This is a genomic window from Nostoc sp., assembly GCF_036917155.1.
Classification (GTDB): domain Bacteria; phylum Cyanobacteriota; class Cyanobacteriia; order Cyanobacteriales; family Nostocaceae; genus Nostoc.
The window spans coordinates 39,502-57,691 of record NZ_JBALDZ010000096.1 but is presented as its reverse complement, the minus strand read 5'-3'; the positions used below and the strand labels follow the sequence as shown (position 1 = coordinate 57,691).

General features: G+C 43.0%; 16 protein-coding genes. 10 read left to right on the top strand and 6 right to left on the bottom strand.

What is annotated here, in order from left to right; genetic code table 11:
* Positions 1 to 170: 170 nt before the first annotated feature.
* Together V7K67_RS14365 and V7K67_RS14360 are read left to right on the top strand one after the other, a co-directional pair.
* Complete coding sequence (locus V7K67_RS14365; RefSeq protein WP_334732417.1) at positions 171 to 308, top strand: hypothetical protein; 138 nt, start codon at positions 171 to 173, stop codon at positions 306 to 308.
* Positions 309 to 411: 103 nt separating this feature from the next.
* Positions 412 to 600 (top strand): hypothetical protein, encoded by a 189-nt coding sequence (locus V7K67_RS14360; protein WP_334732418.1) that lies wholly within the window; start codon positions 412 to 414, stop codon positions 598 to 600.
* An 823-nt stretch (positions 601 to 1,423) separates the two neighbouring features.
* On the opposite strand, the gene V7K67_RS14355 is transcribed toward V7K67_RS14360, so the two are convergent.
* A complete protein-coding gene (locus V7K67_RS14355; RefSeq protein ID WP_334706083.1) occupies positions 1,424 to 2,326 on the bottom strand; it encodes a S1 RNA-binding domain-containing protein in 903 nt (300 codons plus the stop codon).
* Positions 2,327 to 2,434: 108 nt separating this feature from the next.
* Positions 2,435 to 3,175, bottom strand: coding sequence for a dienelactone hydrolase family protein (locus tag V7K67_RS14350; RefSeq protein ID WP_335167063.1), 741 nt, complete (start codon positions 3,173 to 3,175; stop codon positions 2,435 to 2,437).
* Positions 3,176 to 3,474: 299 nt separating this feature from the next.
* Between V7K67_RS14350 and V7K67_RS14345 the strand changes: the two genes are divergently transcribed.
* Positions 3,475 to 4,458 (top strand): GntR family transcriptional regulator, encoded by a 984-nt coding sequence (locus tag V7K67_RS14345; protein ID WP_334732420.1) that lies wholly within the window; start codon positions 3,475 to 3,477, stop codon positions 4,456 to 4,458.
* A 124-nt stretch (positions 4,459 to 4,582) separates the two neighbouring features.
* A complete protein-coding gene (locus tag V7K67_RS14340; RefSeq protein WP_335167061.1) occupies positions 4,583 to 5,176 on the top strand; it encodes a Uma2 family endonuclease in 594 nt (197 codons plus the stop codon).
* Here the strand turns inward: V7K67_RS14340 and V7K67_RS14335 are convergent.
* The 4 genes from V7K67_RS14335 to tig form a co-directional block, all read right to left on the bottom strand.
* Positions 5,173 to 6,093, bottom strand: a complete 921-nt coding sequence (locus V7K67_RS14335; RefSeq protein WP_335167059.1) for an alpha/beta fold hydrolase — start codon at positions 6,091 to 6,093, stop codon at positions 5,173 to 5,175. The genes V7K67_RS14340 and V7K67_RS14335 overlap by 4 nt on opposite strands.
* Positions 6,094 to 6,242: 149 nt before the next feature.
* On the bottom strand, positions 6,243 to 7,583 hold the full coding sequence (gene clpX, locus V7K67_RS14330; RefSeq protein ID WP_292849512.1) for an ATP-dependent protease ATP-binding subunit ClpX: 1,341 nt from the start codon (positions 7,581 to 7,583) through the stop codon (positions 6,243 to 6,245).
* A 9-nt stretch (positions 7,584 to 7,592) separates the two neighbouring features.
* Complete coding sequence (gene clpP / locus V7K67_RS14325; RefSeq protein WP_069071412.1) at positions 7,593 to 8,291, bottom strand: ATP-dependent Clp endopeptidase proteolytic subunit ClpP; 699 nt, start codon at positions 8,289 to 8,291, stop codon at positions 7,593 to 7,595.
* A 337-nt stretch (positions 8,292 to 8,628) separates the two neighbouring features.
* Positions 8,629 to 10,071: a trigger factor gene (gene tig / locus V7K67_RS14320; RefSeq protein ID WP_334732424.1), complete on the bottom strand. Its 1,443-nt coding sequence runs from the start codon at positions 10,069 to 10,071 to the stop codon at positions 8,629 to 8,631.
* A gap of 823 nt (positions 10,072 to 10,894) precedes the next feature.
* Between tig and V7K67_RS14315 the strand changes: the two genes are divergently transcribed.
* The 6 genes from V7K67_RS14315 (at position 10,895) to V7K67_RS14290 (ending at position 18,124) form a co-directional block, all read left to right on the top strand.
* Positions 10,895 to 11,932, top strand: coding sequence for an aspartate-semialdehyde dehydrogenase (locus V7K67_RS14315; RefSeq protein WP_334706074.1), 1,038 nt, complete (start codon positions 10,895 to 10,897; stop codon positions 11,930 to 11,932).
* A 176-nt stretch (positions 11,933 to 12,108) separates the two neighbouring features.
* Positions 12,109 to 12,993 (top strand): 4-hydroxy-tetrahydrodipicolinate synthase, encoded by an 885-nt coding sequence (gene dapA, locus V7K67_RS14310; RefSeq protein ID WP_334732426.1) that lies wholly within the window; start codon positions 12,109 to 12,111, stop codon positions 12,991 to 12,993.
* A gap of 276 nt (positions 12,994 to 13,269) precedes the next feature.
* Positions 13,270 to 15,039: a ribonuclease J gene (locus tag V7K67_RS14305; protein WP_334706072.1), complete on the top strand. Its 1,770-nt coding sequence runs from the start codon at positions 13,270 to 13,272 to the stop codon at positions 15,037 to 15,039.
* Between the two features lie 129 nt (positions 15,040 to 15,168).
* The gene (locus tag V7K67_RS14300) at positions 15,169 to 15,729 is read left to right on the top strand and encodes a Uma2 family endonuclease (RefSeq protein WP_335167056.1); all 561 of its coding nucleotides are present in this window, start codon (positions 15,169 to 15,171) and stop codon (positions 15,727 to 15,729) included.
* A 137-nt stretch (positions 15,730 to 15,866) separates the two neighbouring features.
* Positions 15,867 to 17,015 (top strand): hypothetical protein, encoded by a 1,149-nt coding sequence (locus tag V7K67_RS14295; RefSeq protein WP_335167054.1) that lies wholly within the window; start codon positions 15,867 to 15,869, stop codon positions 17,013 to 17,015.
* 731 nt (positions 17,016 to 17,746) lie between these two features.
* Positions 17,747 to 18,124, top strand: a complete 378-nt coding sequence (locus tag V7K67_RS14290; protein ID WP_335155325.1) for a Mo-dependent nitrogenase C-terminal domain-containing protein — start codon at positions 17,747 to 17,749, stop codon at positions 18,122 to 18,124.
* The last annotated feature ends 66 nt before the right edge of the window (positions 18,125 to 18,190 follow it).

Genomic DNA, 18,190 nt, shown 5'->3' with positions numbered 1-18,190 from the left:
TCAAAATGCTCGATATATGTGGAGGGAATGTAAGACCAAAAAAAACTACGGAGTTTTTGAGGCTATTCCCGATGAATTGGGAAGATCAGACTTCAGTCGTAGGCAAGTATGAGTAGTTCACTACTCTAAAAATTATCCCCCATATCTTTGTAGATGTGGGGGATAGGTTAATGAGATTAGTTTTACTGGCTCAACAAGTTGATAACTTGTTCAAGCGACATCTTAGCTTTGTGCAAATTGAGCAGGTTCTCTTGGTCGTATCGGTCAGGATAGCTCATTTTCCTGCCCTCCAGCGTTATCCGAATTAGTGCTGCATTACCAAAACCATGAAGGAAGAACTATCTACCAAGGATGATCCTCCAGAATTTTGCCGTCGTGCAATCCAGGAAGCATTAGATAAAGATAAAGAAAATGCCTAACCCTAAAGGTCATCCAGAAAATTTAAAACCATTTAAATCAGAGAGGGAAGAACCTTTAAGTGAGCGTCTTAACTTACGTGTCACAAAAACAATGAAGGAAGAACTATCAACAAAGGATGATTCTCCAGAATTTTGCCGTCATGCAATCCAAGAAGCATTAGATAAAGATAAAGAGAAGTAATCTCAAAGGGATAGTTGTCACAAGTGTGTGAATTACTGAGATGAGTCAGCAATCAAGCATATTGCTTTCTCAATGTGCTTGATTACTTGCGGAAAACACCAAAATGAGAAAGCAAACTGGGGTTTGAGAAAGTAAAAGCTCCTTTTGAGTAAGTCAAATGCTATTTTGCTTATTAAATTCGACTTGATCCATTTTTTAGATGCAATACGGTTCGGATAAGGTTTTTTGATGACACGCCCTAAATCGCAAAGACGGCGATTTATCGCGTCTCTTGCCTTAACCGAACCATATTGCGAGTGGTGATGTGATAGCAAAATCCAGGTTGCAAATTTCGGGGTGAGCGAGTCATAAAGTGAGATAAATGATAAATTATTGTTTAGTCCTCTTCAGAGGACTTTTGCTATTAGCCGTAGGTTTCCAACCTATGGCGGGTGATGGGTTCAAATGTAAGATTCTGAACTCAGGTATTTGCATCATTGCAGAATGTTGGTATTGCACACACATCCGCCTCCAATACTGCTCGGATAAGCAGGGGAAGCAGGGGAAGCAAAACTCAACGCCAGCCTCCATTTCTCCCCCGGCTATTGAACAGCTTGCCTCAACCAAGAAATTCCAAAACCTACGCAGTATTGCATCCGCCTCAGAATAAATTCTGCGGCTAATAGCGAAAGTCATCTAAAGCTGACTGAAATTCTTGTTTTACCCGCATTCCCAGCCAGAGGTAGAAATTAGTCTGGGAAAACTTTTCACAATTTAAAATCCCCCCACATCTTTGTAAATGCAGGGGGATTTAAACGCTTTGTGCAAGCAGCCCAATTCAAAACTATTCAGATGCTTTGTTATTAGCTCTATTAGCACGCGCCTCAGCCGAAGCCATCACCTCATCGAAATTTTCTAGCACTTCGCCAGGAAAGTTTTCCAAAACTCTGGTAGAAAGAGCAACCCGTCCTTTACCCTCATCCAAGTCGATAATTACAGCTTTAATTGGCTGGCCAACTTGAAAGACTTTTTCTAAAGAATCAATGAATTTCTGGCTTACCTGCTTGATATGAAGTAAGGCACTCATTCCACTTAAATCGACAAATACACCAAAAGGTTTGATACCAGTAACTTTACCTTCCACCAGTTGACCTAGTTCTAATAAGCTGAAGTTGCTAGAACGAGTTGCTAAACGCTGAGAAAGGATGAGTTTGTTGGTATTGCGATTAATTTCCAAAAAACCCACAGTCAGATTTTGACCTTTGAGTGCTTCTAAATTATCACGCTCTGCCAGGTGCGATCGCGGGATAAATCCCCGCAAAGAAAGAATATCAACAGTTACACCACCTTTATTCACACCCATAACCCTTACTTGTACAGTTTGAGCATTCTCCTGCATTTCGGTCAATCGTTCCCAGATGTGCTGAATTTCCAACTGCTTTCGAGAAAGGGTCACTTGACCTTCTGCATCCTGATCTCGGATAATCAAAAACTGCATTTCCTCTTGCAATGGCAGCACCTCCGATAAATCGGTAACTGCTCTCAAAGAAGCCTCATCACGCGGCAGAAAAGCTGACGACTTGCCACCAATATCAACATAAGCGCCATCATGGTCAAGTTGGAACACTTTGCCATGTACAACCTGTCCCTTTTGAAATTGGTAGTCGTGTTTTTCTAGTGCTTTGGCAAAATCGTCCATTGTAAAGGGCGAATTGGCTGTTTGAGAAAGTTTCGATTCGGAATTCATGACTTTTGAAGATTAGTTGTTATTTGATATGGTGCAACTGAAGTTTAAATTGTCATTTGTCATTATGTTGTTCACTAATGACCAATGACAAACCTGGCTGCGTATGCTTCAGTTTAGTTGACCAAAGAGTTGTTTTACTTGCTCCCAAGCTTCGTCCGCAGCTTTAGGATTATAACTGGCACGGTGGTTACAGAAAAATCCGTGATCAGCTCCATCGTAGCGAAACACACGATGAGGAATTTTATATTTTTCTAACTCTGCTTCAACCTCATCTACTTGTTCGCTTGGGATGCTGGCATCTTCTGTACCAAAAAAGGCATAGAGAGTACCTGTGATTTCTCTGGTACGGGTGACAGTAGGAGCTACACCCCCTGGTGTGTGGGTGGTAACTCCAGCACCATAGAAGGAAGCCGTAGTTTTAATATCTGGCAAGGTGGCTGCAAGATATGCGACATGACCACCAAAGCAGAAGCCAATACAGCCAAAACCATCTTTTTTCACTTGAGGCAGATTTTTGAGATAGTCAATTGCTAGTTGAATATCGCTCAATAACTCTGAGGCTTGAGTTTGCATGGCGTAGTTTCTGCCCGTTTCAATATCTCCGGGTGTGTATCCGGTTTCAAACCCAGGAGCAATCCGTTGAAAAAGAGCAGGTGCAATTGCTACATACCCAAGTTGGGCAATCCGTTCTGTAACTTCCCGAATGTGAACGTTAACACCAAAAATCTCTTGTAATACCACGACTCCTGGGTAAGAACCAGGTTCTTTTGGTTCTGCCAGATAAGCAGACACTTGAATATTATCTTGCAAAAGATTAACCGTTGTGGTAGTTGTTGCTTGCTCTGTCATAATAATTTTTACCAGTGCCGTGTGATTATTTGATATAACTATGCCAGTATGCCCAGCTTTTTCCTAATTAAATTATCAATTACCAATAGTGAGCGCATTAGAAATTTGTATCAGAAAAACTTTATATGTAAATAAACATATTTGAGATGTAGCAAATACATCTGTACACTGAAAGAGTGCTGAGTTAAAAGTGCTGAGTAGGCAAGCAACACTTAATACTCAAACCTCAGCACTCAAAACTCAGCACGGGCTAAACGCCCCGGTACCGCTAACAGCACTTAGTATTAGGAGGTTTGGTGATGATTCAATTCCGTATTCAGCCAGACAGCGAAATTCCCGCATCAACCCAGCTGTTTAATCAAATCCGATTTGCGATCGCTTCTCGACAATATCCCCCTGCTTACAAATTGCCAAGCACACGGGCGTTGGCAATGCAAACGGGATTACACCGCAATACCATAAGTAAGGTCTACCGTCAACTAGAGGAAGACGGATTTGTCGAAAGTATGGCTGGTTCGGGTATTTATGTTCGTGCCCAAGGTCATGAGGGCGGTAGCAGGCTGCAATCACCAATTCTCAAACAAAATCCTGATACATATCAAGTTGTCCAGCAAGCACTTGACGAGTTACTCTCCCAAGGATGCTCACTGAATCAAGCTAGAGAGCTATTTTTAGCGGAAATTGACTGGCGCTTGCGTTGTAGTGCGCGGGTACTGGTTGCAGTGCCATCTTATGATATGGGTGCTGGTGAGTTGATGGTGTATGAGTTAGAGCGATCGCTAAAAATACCAGTGCAGTTGGTAGCAATGGAAGAATTAACAGCTGTGCTAGATAAAACTACCTCTGCGACAGTAGTCACCAGTCGATATTTTATCAGTAATGTGGAAGCGATCGCAGCTCCAAAAGCTGCACGCGTAATTCCTCTTGATATCTACGACTACAGCAAAGAACTCAGCATCTTGAAAACCCTACCAAAAGAAAACTGTGTAGGCATAGTTAGCCTCAGTTCCGGGATTGCAAGAGCCGCAGAAGTCATTCTCCACGGTTTGCGGGGGGATGAGCTACTAGTGATGACTTCGCAACCAAAAGATGCTTATAAACTCCAGGCAATGGTGAAACGGGCTGAGGTAATCATCAGCGACCAAGCCAGTTTTGCGGCAGTGCAAGCAGCTGTGCAAGCATCTGATGAAGATATTATTCGTCCACCAAAGCTGATTAAGGTTGAAAATTATATCGGCACTAATTCGATTAACTTGCTAAAACGAGAACTAGGTTTGAGTTAACCTAAAAATGGTAAATAAGTTTGTAGTAAGGACTTTAGTCCTTGTTTTAAGCACAAAGCGTGCTTAAAACGTACCAGGCAAAGTTGCTGTCAATTATCCAATAAAGGAACTATTGAGAGGCGATATGAGCATCCCACTTCTGAACTATCCCATACAAGAGAAACTAGTGACCGTCGCCGATGTTTCTTGGGAGGAATTCAAAGCTATTGAGGCACAGCTAAAGGACAACCGCAATGTCCGACTCTCTTATTTGTCAGGAATATTAGAAATTATGTCCCCCATTGGTGAAAAACACGAGGAAGTGAAAACAACTCTTGGATACTTGCTAGAAGCTTACATGAGAGAGTTAGGAATCCGGTTTTACGGTCGTGGTGGTAATACAATGGAAGAACCTGGGTATGCATCTGGCACACCCGATGAGTCTTACAGCATCAACACAAAAGGAGAAGTTCCTGACATTGTTATTGAAGTTATTGTTACTAGCGGCACAATTAACCGAAAAGAGTTATACAAACCCAAGAAAGTGCCTGAAGTTTGGTTCTGGAAATCTGACCAGATAAAAATATTCCGTTTAAATGCGAGTGGCGAATATGAGGAAGTACATCGTAGTGGTTTCTTTCCGAATTTAGACCCAACTTTGTTGCTGCAATATATCGGACATCCTGACCAATACGACGCTGTTGCTGAATTTGTGCAGGCTATCCGAAAAATCACTTAACCCAGCTGTGGCTCTGGCGTGTTAATTTGCAAAAATTCTTGTACCCGTTGCAGATAAGTTGGTACATCTTCCAACATGGGGAAATGCGCTGTGTTGGGAATCATCACAAATTCCACTTTGTCACTCAGTGCCGCTGCTTGACGCCCCATCTCGGCTGGAATAATCTTGTCATACTCCCCCGCAACGAGTAAAGTCGGCACTGTCAACTTAGCAAACTCAAGGGGCATCACTTCAGCTTGAGCCTTACTGACTGAAGTAAAAATTGTTCCTAAAGCTGCATCATAATCTGCTTCCAGAAAATCTTGTAAAAAAGCTTGCCGCTCAGAATGTGGTATGGAACTATATAAAAATCTGGCCATAAACATTCGGTCAACAAATGGAATTTTGCTTAACCATTTGGGACGGAATTTCACTACATAGCCACCGAATTTATGAAAGGCACTAAAGGATTTTTCGTCGTACTCAAAAATGCCGCTACAAGTTAAAATTCCTCGTTCAACTCGTTGGGGATAGCGGTTAAAAAATAAAGTGGCAACAGAAGCGCCCATTGAATGAGCATGGATATAAACACGCTGAATATGTAACCCATCTAGCAAAGCTGCCAAATCATCAGCGTATTCCTCTAACTCATAGGTTAACTCTCTGATTGCCTCTAATTCTTCCTGTGGGGACTCAGATTCAGCAACGGCTTCACTTGCTTGAGCGATGGTTGGCTTCCCATGAGAACGACCAAATCCCCGCAAATCGTAGAGTAAACAATCAAATTGTTCTGATAAAGCATTAGCAGTATTTTGCCAATACCTAGCCGAACCAGCCCAACCGTGGATGAAAACCATCACTGGTTTTACCAAAGAACCGGATGGTTTTTTCACCCATTCGTAGTAATGCTCAACGCCACGAACATTAATATAAGGCATTTTTGAAAGTTAGGAGTTAGGAGTTAAAAGTCGGGAGTTAGGAGTTAAGAGTTAGGAGTTAAGAGTGAGTATTTATTACGCTTCCCCTATCTCCCTCATCCCCCTCATCTCCCTCAGTCCCTACTCAGCACTCAGCACTCAGTACTGATTTAGGCTGATTCCGGCTTCGGTAGTGAAGACGGATGTATTATCAGTTCAGCAGTCGATCGCTTCTCGACCATTTCCCTTGTAACTGTACAGCGTGTCACATCCTTACGGGATGGTAACTCATACATTACATCCAACATTAGTTCTTCGACAATACCACGTAATGCTCTCGCACCAGTTTTACGGCGGTAAGCTTCTTGAGCGATCGCTCGTAAAGCATCTGCTTTAAAATCTAATTGGACATTATCCATCTTCAGCAGCTTTTGGTACTGCTTCACGAGGGCGCTGCGTGGTTGAGTCAGAATCGCCATCAACGCTTCTTCATCTAGCGGATCTACTACTGCTACCATTGGCATCCGCCCAATAAACTCTGGAATCAGGCCAAATTTTACTAAATCATCCGGTTCTAGATGGCGAAGAGTGTCTGCTGCTCGTTTCTCCTTCGATTGGCCTTCTCCCGGTTGCACAAAGCCTATTGCTTTTTTGCCAACTCTCTGATCTACAATCTTGTCTAAGCCCACGAAGGCACCACCACAGACGAACAAAATATTACTTGTATCAATCTGGATGCAGTCTTGATAGGGATGCTTGCGCCCTCCTTGGGGTGGTACATTAGCGATCGTTCCCTCTAACATTTTCAGCAAGGCTTGCTGCACGCCTTCGCCAGAAACATCGCGGGTAATTGACGTGTTCTCACTCTTACGAGCAATTTTGTCAATTTCGTCAATATAAATAATTCCCCGTTGCGCTTCCTCTATATCTAAATCTGCCACCTGCAACAGTCGCAGCAAGATATTTTCTACATCTTCTCCCACATACCCCGCTTCCGTCAGCGTCGTCGCATCCGCTACGGCAAAGGGTACATCCAAGATTTTCGCTAGGGTTTGGGCTAAGAGAGTTTTGCCGCAACCAGTCGGGCCAATTAATAAAATGTTGGACTTTTGCAGTTCTATGGCATCATCCGCCCCAGGTTTGCCACTGGCTTTAGACTGAATCACCGCCAGCCGCTTGTAGTGATTGTAAACAGCGACTGACAGCACTTTCTTCGCTTCGTCTTGACCAATAACGTGTTCGTCTAGATACTTTTTAATCTCTCTGGGCTTGGGTATTTGATTAAACGAAATACTAGCAGAGTGGGTACGCCGTTTTTCAGGTGGTTCTGCTCTTGGCGCTGGTTGTGCTGCCGCACCACTGGTATCGAGTAACTCCTCGTCTAGTATTTCATTACACAAGTCAACGCATTCATCGCAGATGTAGACTCCCGGCCCCGCGATTAACTTACGCACCTGCTCTTGAGACTTGCCACAAAATGAACATTTTAAATGGGAGTCGTACTTAACCATACCAGCCTCTTATTTCAGAATGGTGACGTTTTCCCCTGCTACGGGAAGATTTTGCCTGGAAATGACCTGATCAATCAAACCGTAGTTTTTTGCCTCTTCAGCCGACATAAAAAAGTCACGCTCAGTATCAGCTTCAAGTCTTTCTAAGGGTTGACCAGTATGGTGAGCCATTAACTGATTCAACTTAGCCTTAACATAAAGAATTTCTCTGGCTTGAATTTCAATGTCAATAGCTTGACCTTGAGCGCCACCAAGTGGTTGGTGAATCATAATCCGGGAGTCGGGCAGAGACATTCGCTTACCGGCAGCTCCTGCTGTCAACAAAAATGCCCCCATGCTCGCGGCTAATCCAAAACAGATGGTAACAACATCAGGGCGAATTTGCTGTATTGTATCATAAATTGCCATCCCTGCGTAGACGGAGCCACCAGGAGAATTAACATACAGTTGGATGTCTTTTTCTGAGTCTTCGGCGTCTAGGAATAACAACTGAGCCACAATTGAGTTAGCTACGGCATCGTCTATTGGTGTTCCTAAAAAGATAATCCGCTCTCGCAGCAGGCGGGAGTAGATGTCGAAAGCCCTTTCTCCCATACCAGATTGCTCTATAACCATCGGTACGATGTTGCTAGGGCTGCTCAACTGGGAGTTAATGTTTATTCGACTTAAGTTGCTGATTGGGGAATTTCCCGACTGCGATTCAAGCATACAAGCTTTCTTTGACGATAATTTAGGACAAATGTTTCAGCAGCCGATGCTGCCTTTTCACCGAATGGAATTTGTATAAGCTACGTGTTAACCATTATGCCTCATATAATTTCCTCTCGTGTAACACAGTATCAAGCTCAGGCGATAACCGGTGTCACTATTTGCCGAAAATTCATTAATTCTTTAATTATTTGTCATGGGGCATTGGGCATTGTTTATTTCTCCCCCTACTTCCTCATCTCCCCCTACTTCCTCATCTCCCCCTACTTCCTTACCTTACCCATTTCACCAGTACTTTAACTCAGAACTGGTGAATTCATGGCTGTGGGATTTTTGATTATCCTTCTGTGACTTCTGTGGAAGTTTCGCTGTTTTCTTCCTCAGTCTGGGGTGCATTAGCATCACCATCTGATTCTGCGTCTTCCGTTTCTTCCTCTACAGGACTCAAGGAACCTTCGGGTACAAGTTCAACTGAGGAATGTTCTAATAGCCAATCAATGGTTTTTTCGTTTGATAGTTCGTTTTCCACGATTGAGCGTAGTCTATCTTCATCAACCTCTTGTTCTTCCGGGTACTGTTCCAAAAGTTCTGTGACTCTAGCTGCGATTTCTTCTGGTGTTACCTTGATAGATTCGCGTTTACCAACTTCCCGCAAGGACAAGGAGCGCGTGATGCGCTCAATTGCTTCAGTACGCGATCGCTCCCGCAATTGCGGAATAATATCTGTAGTAAACAGCTTTCTCACATCCAATCCCTGCTGAGACAGCCGCATTGCTGTTTGGGTTAGCATTGCATCCACTTCTTGCTCAATCAATGTTGCTGGTAAGTCAACTTCTACGTGCTTGAGCAGTTCCGTTAACAAGGCTTCCTGCTTATTGGTTTTTGTTTTGTCGTCCGCCTCTTTTTGATATCGCTCTACCAAAGAAGCGCGTAACTCTTCTAAGGTTTCAAAATCGCTGATTTCCTGGGCGAAATCGTCATTTATTTCTGGTAGTTCCTTTTCCTTCAGTTCTTTGAGCGTCACGGTGAAGGTTGCCGCTTTTCCCGCTAAATCTTCATTAGCATAAGGAGTTGGGAACTGTGCCGCAATTTCTTTGGTTTCTTCAGGATTCATCCCCACGATTCCCGAAATAAAGCCGGGAATAAACTTATCTTCCTGCAACTCAACTTGAAAATCAGTTGCTTCGGCTCCAGGAATCGGTTCTAGTTCAGCTGCTTCATCTTCGCCCTCAACTCTGGCGAATGAACCTTTAAAATCAACTACGGCAATATCGCCAATTTGGGCTGCACGTCCTTCCACAGGAATCAATGTCGCCAATTCTTGACGTTCTTTATCTAGAGTGTTTTCTACTCGCTCTGGATCAAACTTGACTTCTTCAGCTTGGAAAAGCAAATCAGTGTACTGCACTAGATTCACTTCTGGTTCTACATCGACAGCAGCCGAAATCGTCAGGGGTTTTCCCGGTTCATAATTCTTAATCAAATCCTCAAAAGAGGAGCGCAATTGTGGCTGACCGATTGCTGGGATGGCTTCTTGTTTGACTGCTTGCTCAATGCCATCTTGAATTAGTTCTTCCAGCGCCGCTGCTTTGATTCGAGTTGTACCCAGCCGTTGTAGTAATATCGGCCGAGGTACCTTGCCTTTACGAAACCCAGGAATATTGGCAGTACTCGCTAAGTTTTTAATGACCTGTTCGTAAGTTTGCTTGGTAATTTCCGGCGTAATCTCTATTTCCAGGCCAATTTGGCTGGCGGGAAGTTTTTCCTGGGTGACTTTCATGCTTTGTCTCTAGTTTTCTGGTATTTTATACTCCGAGTACACACAAAACGCAATAAAATAATTGTTTGCGTTTATGGCTTGATGTCTCTTAGGGGTAATGGGAGTTTGCCAAAAGGTCTTGTGACATCCAAGGATGGATGTTTGTCCTGGGGCAAAGATCCAGTTTACTGCCAATGACCAAGGACTTGACATTTTACTTTCAGAACAATTTGATTAATGGGGCATTGGGCATTGGGCATCTTTCCCTACTCCTCTCTCACCTCTCACTCTTGGGAATTAATTATTCAGTGGGCTAATGCCGTGATATCCTGGTTCTCAACGAGTGGTTAGTACCCCCAAGTTAAAGTTATAGTATTGAGTCTAGCTATTATTGAGTTATGGAACGAGAGCGTATCTGTTACCTAACCCGATAGCTCTATTCGTATATTGTGCCGATTTTGTGCATTTTGATCTTAGTATATTCATCATCTTGGTAAACAGCTTTGCAGCCAAGATTGTTTGTTGCCTTAAAGGTGAGATGCCTGTTAAACATCTAAGTGCAGATATCTTCATTTTTCTGCCAAATGGCGATTTGTTGTATAATAATATATAGTTAGAATCGATAAAAATTATAAATGCATGTCCATTGTTGTAAAATGCAACATCACTTAACTTATTAAAGAACCAAGCGAATAAATGTATTAAATATATAAAAACAGAGTAAATTAGAGAAAAATCTAAACCTAATTCAAAACCTATTTCAAGACTGCGATCGCTACTTAATATAAAAATTTTCAATTGTTCCAAGAAATTGCAGATAAGTCTCTTAAAGGAGGAAGCAAGTTTGTCGAAATCCTATCGTTTAGCTATTTTGGGAGCGACTGGTGCAGTTGGCACTGAGTTGTTGGAATTATTAGAAAACCGTAACTTTCCGGTTGCTGACTTGAAGTTATTAGCATCGGAGCGGAGTGTCGGGCGATCGCTACGCTTTAAAGGGGAGAATATACCAATAGAGCCAGTGAGCGATCGCGCCTTTGAAAATGTCGATATAGTACTGGCTAGTGCAGGTGGTTCCACATCCAAAACTTGGGCAGCAATTGCCGTCGAAAAGGGCGCAGTGGTAATTGACAACTCCAGTGCCTTTCGGATGAACCCAGAAGTTCCCTTAGTAGTGCCAGAGGTGAACCCACAAGCCGCAGCGCATCACCAAGGCATAATTGCTAACCCCAACTGCACAACGATTTTAATGGCTGTGGCAGTCTGGCCGTTGCATAAAGTTAAACCAGTGCAACGCATCGTCGCTGCAACCTACCAATCGGCTAGTGGTGCAGGTGCTAGGGCAATGGCAGAAGTCAAAACCCAAACAAGCGCTATACTACAAGGACAGCCACCGATTGCCGAAATATTGCCTTACCCATTGGCATTTAATTTATTCCCCCATAACTCCCCATTAAACGATTTGGGTTATTGTGAGGAAGAAATGAAAATGGTCAACGAAACCCGAAAAATATTTGGCACGCAGCAAATCAGAATCACTGCGACCTGTATACGGGTTCCCGTACTCCGCGCCCACTCAGAAGCCATTAATTTAGAATTTGAGACTCCCTTTAGTGCGAAGGAAGCCAGAGAAATTCTAAGTTCCTCCCCTGGAGTAAAATTGGTAGAAGATTGGGGAACTAACCATTTTCCGATGCCCATTGAAGCAACCGGTCAAGATGAAGTTTTAGTGGGAAGAATTCGTCAGGATATTTCCCATAGTTGTGGCTTGGAATTATGGTTGTGTGGCGACCAAATCCGCAAAGGCGCAGCATTAAATGCAATCCAAATCGCCGAATTGTTAGTAGAGAAAAATCTACTCAAACCATTAGCTATTAGTCATTAGTCATTGGTCATTGGTCATTAGTCCTTTGTCATTGGTTAAGCAACGAAGGACAAAGGACAAAGGACGAAGGACAAAAGACAAAAGACTAATGACACTTGAAAGCAATTTGCAGATAGGTTATTACAATAGAGAACCACCAAGATATAAAAACATGGGTAATCAGGAGTGAAAAAAGGGTGGGAGATTTTGGCAATGTTTTAACCGCTATGATTACGCCATTTAAAGCAGATGGTAGTGTCAACTATGATGTAGCGGCAGAACTGGCGGCGCATCTAGCTAACAACGGTACAGATACATTGGTGATGTGCGGCACAACAGGAGAATCCCCGACACTAAGTTGGGATGAAGAATACCAGTTGTTTGTCGAGGTATTGCAGTCCGTGGCTGGAAAAGCCAAGGTAATCGCAGGTTGTGGATCAAATTCCACTAAAGAAGCGATCGCAGCCACCCAAAAAGCGTCTAAAATAGGAGTACATGGTTCCTTACAAGTTGTTCCTTATTACAACAAACCGCCACAAGCGGGATTGGAAGCGCACTTTAAGGCGATAGCACAAGCCTGTCCCGACTTACCATTGTTGTTATATAATGTCCCCGGTCGTACCGGACAAAACCTTCAGCCAGAAACAGTTGCCCGGTTAGCTGAGGTTAGCAATATTGTCGGGATTAAAGAATCCACTGGTAGTATAGATCAGGCAAGCGAAATTCGTCGCTTGACACCAAAAGAATTCCACATCTATTCTGGTGATGATTACATGACTTTGCCCTTGTTAGCGATCGGGGCAAAGGGTGTGGTAAGTGTAGCTTCTCATCTGGTAGGAAACCAACTACAGCAGATGATCCAAGCTTTTAGTGCCGGAAAAATTGAGGTAGCAAGCGACATTCATCTCCAACTGTTCCCGTTGTTTAAAGCCCTATTTCTCACTTCAAATCCCATTCCAGTGAAAAAAGCACTGAAACTTCAAGGTTGGGAGGTAGGTTCAACTCGTCCGCCGCTATGTGAAGCTGATGTAGAAGTCAGTCAAAAATTAGAAGCGGTTCTGAAAGAACTTAGTTTAATCTAGTCACCAGCTAGTTAAGCATTGGTAATCTACTCCTTACCAAAGATACATATAAACAACAATCATAATTGTTCATAAGTTGCAATTTAAAAACCTGTGCTAGGACTGATAGATATACTATGAATCCTTGAGTGTACAGTCGATTTTATTGAATAAAAAATTGAAATCTTCAATTAAAACTTGATTGCTTTCAGACTGACTTAAGAGACAGATGATGTCTTAAATGCAAGTTCGTTAACTATCAACTTAATTAACCACAAGTAACAATCTAAGGAGAAAATGGCTAAAAACGAAGCTAATAATTCCGCCTTGAAAATTATTCCTTTGGGCGGTTTGCACGAAATTGGGAAAAATACCTGTCTTTTTGAGTATGACGATGAAATTATTCTGTTAGATGCAGGATTGGCTTTTCCCACAGAGGCGATGCATGGAGTAAATATTGTTTTACCAGATACGACCTATCTGCGAGAAAATCGCCACAAAATTAAAGGGATGATCGTTACTCACGGTCATGAAGACCATATTGGCGGGATTGCTTTTCATCTCAAGCAATTTGATATCCCCGTGATTTATGGCCCCAGATTAGCAATGGCAATGCTAGAGGGTAAATTAGAAGAAGCGGGTGTTCGCGATCGCACAGAAATTAGAACAGTTTTACCACGTGATGTAGTGCGGATTGGTAAAAACTTTTTAGTTGAATATATCCGTAACACCCACTCCATCGCTGATAGTTTCACTGTTGCCATTCATACTCCCCTTGGTGTAGTCATTCACACAGGCGATTTCAAAATTGACCACACCCCAGTAGATGGTGAAAAGTTTGACTTGCAACGTCTAGCAGAACATGGCGAAAAAGGCGTTCTTTGCCTCCTAAGTGATTCCACTAACGCCGAGATACCAGGATTTACACCCTCAGAGCGTTCAGTGTATCCCAATTTGGAGAGAGTATTTAGTCAAGCACCTGGACGACTATTTGTCACTACCTTTGCTTCTAGCGTCCATCGCATCAATATGATTTTGGATATCGCCAAGAAGCAGAACCGTGTAGTGACGGTTGTCGGGCGTTCCATGCTGAACTTGATTGCTCATGCCCGCAATTTAGGTTACATCAAGTGTGAAGATAATCTGCTGCAACCATTGCACGCAGTTCGTAATCTCCCTGACGAAAAAGTTTTAGTTTTAACTACAGGTTCTCAGGGTGAATTGATGGCAGCAATGACCCGCATTGCCAACAAAGAACATCCTCACATTAAAATCCGCCAAGGAGATACAGTAGTATTCTCTGCTAACCCAATTCCCGGAAATACGATCGCTGTAGTCAACACCATTGATAAATTGATGATTCAAGGTGCGAAAGTGATCTACGGCCGGGATAAAGGAATTCACGTCTCCGGTCATGGCTGTCAGGAAGAACAAAAGCTGATGATTGCCTTAACCCGACCCAAATTCTTTGTGCCATTTCACGGCGAACATCGGATGCTAGTGAAGCACGCAGAAACGGCTCAGAGTATGGGCATTCCCGCAGAAAATATGATCATTATTCAGAATGGTGATATTGTCGAACTGACTGAAGATGCTATTCGCGTCGCTGGTAAGGTGCCATCTGGTATTGAATTGGTGGATACTACTAGTTCGGGTATGGTAAGTGCCAAAGTCCTGCAAGAACGGCAACGCATGGCTTCCGAAGGCATTATTACGATCGCCGCTGCCATTGATTGGAATGGTAAATTGTTGGCAAAACCAGAAACTCACCTGCGGGGTGTAGTAACAAGTGTAGAGCGATCGCTGTTACAAACTTGGGTAAAACAACGCATTGAAGAAATCCTCACTGTGCGCTGGTCAGAATTTGCTCCTGGCGGTGAAGCGGCAGATATAGACTGGGGTGGATTGCAAGGTACTTTAGAACGAGAATTGCAACGTTCCATCCGTCGGGAATTGCAATGTCAGCCATCTGTGACTTTGTTGATGCAAATCCCTGATGAGCCACCTGTAAAAGTTGCTGATGGGAGAAGGCGACGCACTCGGACTGCTGCTCAAGTAGCATCGTAGGGCAAGATAACAATTTAACAAAGAGGCGCAAAGACGCAGAATTTTTCTGAACGTCTTTGCGCTTTGGCGTGAGATAGGGTCTTTTATTATGGGTATAGTAGTTGCCTATAGTTATTGGAGGCGATCGCTATGACTAAAACACCAATAAAAATTAGTACTCTTGAGGAATACATCAATTTTGATGATGGTACCGACAAGCGTTATGAAATTGAGGATGAGGTGCTGGTAGAAATGCCTCCTGGTACTGGCAAACATGAGGCGATTATCACCCTACTGTTAGTTCGCTTTTTTTTAGAAATTCAAAAAATGGGACTACCTCTACAACCGCGCCCTAACGGTACAGAGGTGTTAACCAATAAACAACTTAGAAGACCTGATGTTTGTGTAATTACCAATGAACAGGCAAAAAGTATTGAGACTACCTCGGCTATCCTCAAAACTGCTCCACCTCTCTTAGTTGAAGTAGTAAGCCCTGAATCTATTGACAGAGACTATAACCAAAAAACCTCTGAGTATGCGGCGATGGGTGTGGTCGAGTATTGGATTGTTGATCCTCTGGAAAATAAAATAATTGTGTGTTTGCTAAATCAGAGCAGTTACAAGCAAACTGTGTTTATCGAAGACCAACGGATTGTTTCTCAAACGTTCCCAGAATTAACCCTGACAGCGCAGCAGGTGCTTTTAGCTTAAAGTTAGTTGTTGGTTTGTGCTATTGCTCTAAATTAACCTACAATTTGGCTGAAAAAGATTTCATAGCCTTACTAACCCGCCTTATTCTGGCATAATCCATATACTATACGGAAACTGTTTTAGACAAAGGGTCGAATATGCGTATCAAGCGTGAGCTTAAAAACAATCTGACTTATTTATATCTAGTTGAAGAGGGTTATAGCACTGAAAAAAAGCGTGGCGAAACCAGAAAAATTAAGGAGTTAGGAGTAGAAGAACCAGCAAAGCCACTCAATGGCATGACTGAAGAGTTCGCAGTTGTTTGGGCTGAGGGTAGAACACTAGGTAATGCCGTGCCATTTAGTGAAAGAGTTATAGGACAGTTTCCAGAAGAAGCTAGCGGTAGTGGTGTCATTCTCCCCTGCGACATAGTTCCATGCGGCAAGTTTCGCAACGGGGCACAGCGTTGGTGGTGTCGTACACATCAAGTACACTGGGGTATCAAGGCGGATTTGCAGCAGGCAGCGCAAGGGGATAGGGGTATAAGCTGCTCAAACTCCACCCAGCGTATGCATTACACGAAAAACCCGTTGGTGATTAATCCAGATGATTATTTAGGAGGGATAGGTATTTGGGCGGCGCTACCAAGCGCAATTAACACTACAGACGAACCTGATATTGATGGCGTTTTAATCCATGTACACGCCAGACCTTATTCACAGGGGAAAAAGAGTATTGATAACAACTACCCTGCGGTCGTAGTAACGTCATCTGACTCGCTGCCCTTAATTGCTAATACATTAATAAAAAGGGTTGTAATTGCTCCACCTTCAGCGCTGGCATACTTAGAGGCATTGATTGAGAACCTGCCTCTCGGTACACTCTATTGTCACAGTTGCCAGCACCCACACTTAGACCTTGGTGACTTCGCTAAAAATCCACACAAAAAGCACTTCTGCGGCAACTGCGGCGTTGATTCTAACTGGTCAAAAGAACCTATAGTCAGTAGTCCACTCTACGAATTAGCAAACAAACTCACAAAAAACCCAGATTTTGTTGAAAGTGATCGCACCCTTGACCTGAGAGACTACCAGGACTGTCAGATCAAGGTATGGTCATCGACACCAGCCGTTCTCTGGACTAGCCATCTACCCCAGGAAATGGGCATCCATGTCCATATCTATCAAGGGAAAAAAAAGATTGTAGATGACTCATTTGGAAAGGTTACAGGATTTGACGGTTCGTCTCTTGAGCGTGAAAAGCTGTTAACGACTATGTTAGATAAAGCAAAAAAAACTGCTGTTTGATACCTCAAAGAAAACTTCAGTACGATTGCCTTTGATAGAGCGATCGCCCTCAATTAACCTAGAAGACTGCGATTAACACTCAATATCATCGGCAGTAATGTCTAATGATAAGCCGCTACGCGTCTACGCCTAAAAAATCCTGCATAGGATAGGTTGCAATACTGTGTAGGTTTTTTCTAAAAAATAAAAATGTGTCAGTTGGGTTGAGGCTTTGCGAAACCCAACCTACGAATATTCTGAGACTATATCACTCTCAAATTGCCACTGCCAACCTAAGTTTTGTGAAATGTCATCGATGCTAATCGCTCAAAAATCAGTGCTTCTACGGCATTCAGCCAGCGATGAACAGGACACACTTACGTGAGAAAGTGGGAACACGGAGAGGAAAAAAGCCTTCTAGGATATTACTGATGTTTATACTTAGCAAAAATACTTTCAGAAAGACCTTATATTAAGTTGTGTAAATGTTACACTAAAGCCTATCCAATGATGGATGTCTTTACTAAAATTTAAACTGTGTCAAGTTATGAACAAGATCGTAATATTACACTACCGATCCCCAGAAAATTGCGATTAACTTGACGTAGTAATAAATTAGGTTCTGACTTAAGTGGCTAATCAGGTATTACATTATATCGCAGTCAGAACGCGATTTTTCCGGGAAAGTTCGTTGCCACGTTGTATATATTCATCAAAAAGGTGAATAGCCTCAATAACACAGAGGGTTAACCATGAAGGTATTCGACAATACCACCAAAAAGATTTTCCTGGCTAGCTGGGTATCAATCAATCAAGCAGAAACTACTGACCATAAAGCAACCCAGCTTAACCATTCTCCTTCCAAGCCTTACTGGGATATTCTCCAACCCTTACGGCAGCGAGTAGAAAACATTCAAGTCCGCGATCGCCAACTAGCTCACCGTTTGTGCAAAGTGATTCCATCTCAATGCCCCTTTGAGCGCGATGTCAAATTATTTGGGAAGACCTTGTTTCACATCCCACCCATGTGCAAGCTCAATCCCTTATATGAAGAAGTGGTTGGTTTACGTTTCCGAGCGTTGTGCTATCTAGCCGACGAGTGTGGCGAAGATGTATCGCAGTACTGCTAATACTGAGATATGAACGCTGAGGAAAAAGTTAGGAGTCAGGAGTAATCTGGTTGGGGATCAATAATA

What these genes read in the sequence shown, in the direction of transcription:
- V7K67_RS14305 (WP_334706072.1), top strand. Translation starts at nt 13,270, where the DNA reads ATGGCTAAAAACGAAGCTAATAATTCCGCCTTGAAAATTATTCCTTTG.
- clpX (WP_292849512.1), bottom strand. Translation starts at nt 7,583, where the DNA reads ATGGTTAAGTACGACTCCCATTTAAAATGTTCATTTTGTGGCAAGTCT.
- V7K67_RS14360 (WP_334732418.1), top strand. Translation starts at nt 412, where the DNA reads ATGCCTAACCCTAAAGGTCATCCAGAAAATTTAAAACCATTTAAATCA.
- V7K67_RS14350 (WP_335167063.1), bottom strand. Translation starts at nt 3,175, where the DNA reads ATGACAGAGCAAGCAACAACTACCACAACGGTTAATCTTTTGCAAGAT.
- V7K67_RS14290 (WP_335155325.1), top strand. Translation starts at nt 17,747, where the DNA reads ATGAAGGTATTCGACAATACCACCAAAAAGATTTTCCTGGCTAGCTGG.
- V7K67_RS14355 (WP_334706083.1), bottom strand. Translation starts at nt 2,326, where the DNA reads ATGAATTCCGAATCGAAACTTTCTCAAACAGCCAATTCGCCCTTTACA.
- V7K67_RS14300 (WP_335167056.1), top strand. Translation starts at nt 15,169, where the DNA reads ATGACTAAAACACCAATAAAAATTAGTACTCTTGAGGAATACATCAAT.
- V7K67_RS14345 (WP_334732420.1), top strand. Translation starts at nt 3,475, where the DNA reads ATGATTCAATTCCGTATTCAGCCAGACAGCGAAATTCCCGCATCAACC.
- V7K67_RS14295 (WP_335167054.1), top strand. Translation starts at nt 15,867, where the DNA reads ATGCGTATCAAGCGTGAGCTTAAAAACAATCTGACTTATTTATATCTA.
- V7K67_RS14335 (WP_335167059.1), bottom strand. Translation starts at nt 6,093, where the DNA reads ATGCCTTATATTAATGTTCGTGGCGTTGAGCATTACTACGAATGGGTG.
- clpP (WP_069071412.1), bottom strand. Translation starts at nt 8,291, where the DNA reads ATGCTTGAATCGCAGTCGGGAAATTCCCCAATCAGCAACTTAAGTCGA.
- V7K67_RS14365 (WP_334732417.1), top strand. Translation starts at nt 171, where the DNA reads ATGAGATTAGTTTTACTGGCTCAACAAGTTGATAACTTGTTCAAGCGA.
- V7K67_RS14340 (WP_335167061.1), top strand. Translation starts at nt 4,583, where the DNA reads ATGAGCATCCCACTTCTGAACTATCCCATACAAGAGAAACTAGTGACC.
- tig (WP_334732424.1), bottom strand. Translation starts at nt 10,071, where the DNA reads ATGAAAGTCACCCAGGAAAAACTTCCCGCCAGCCAAATTGGCCTGGAA.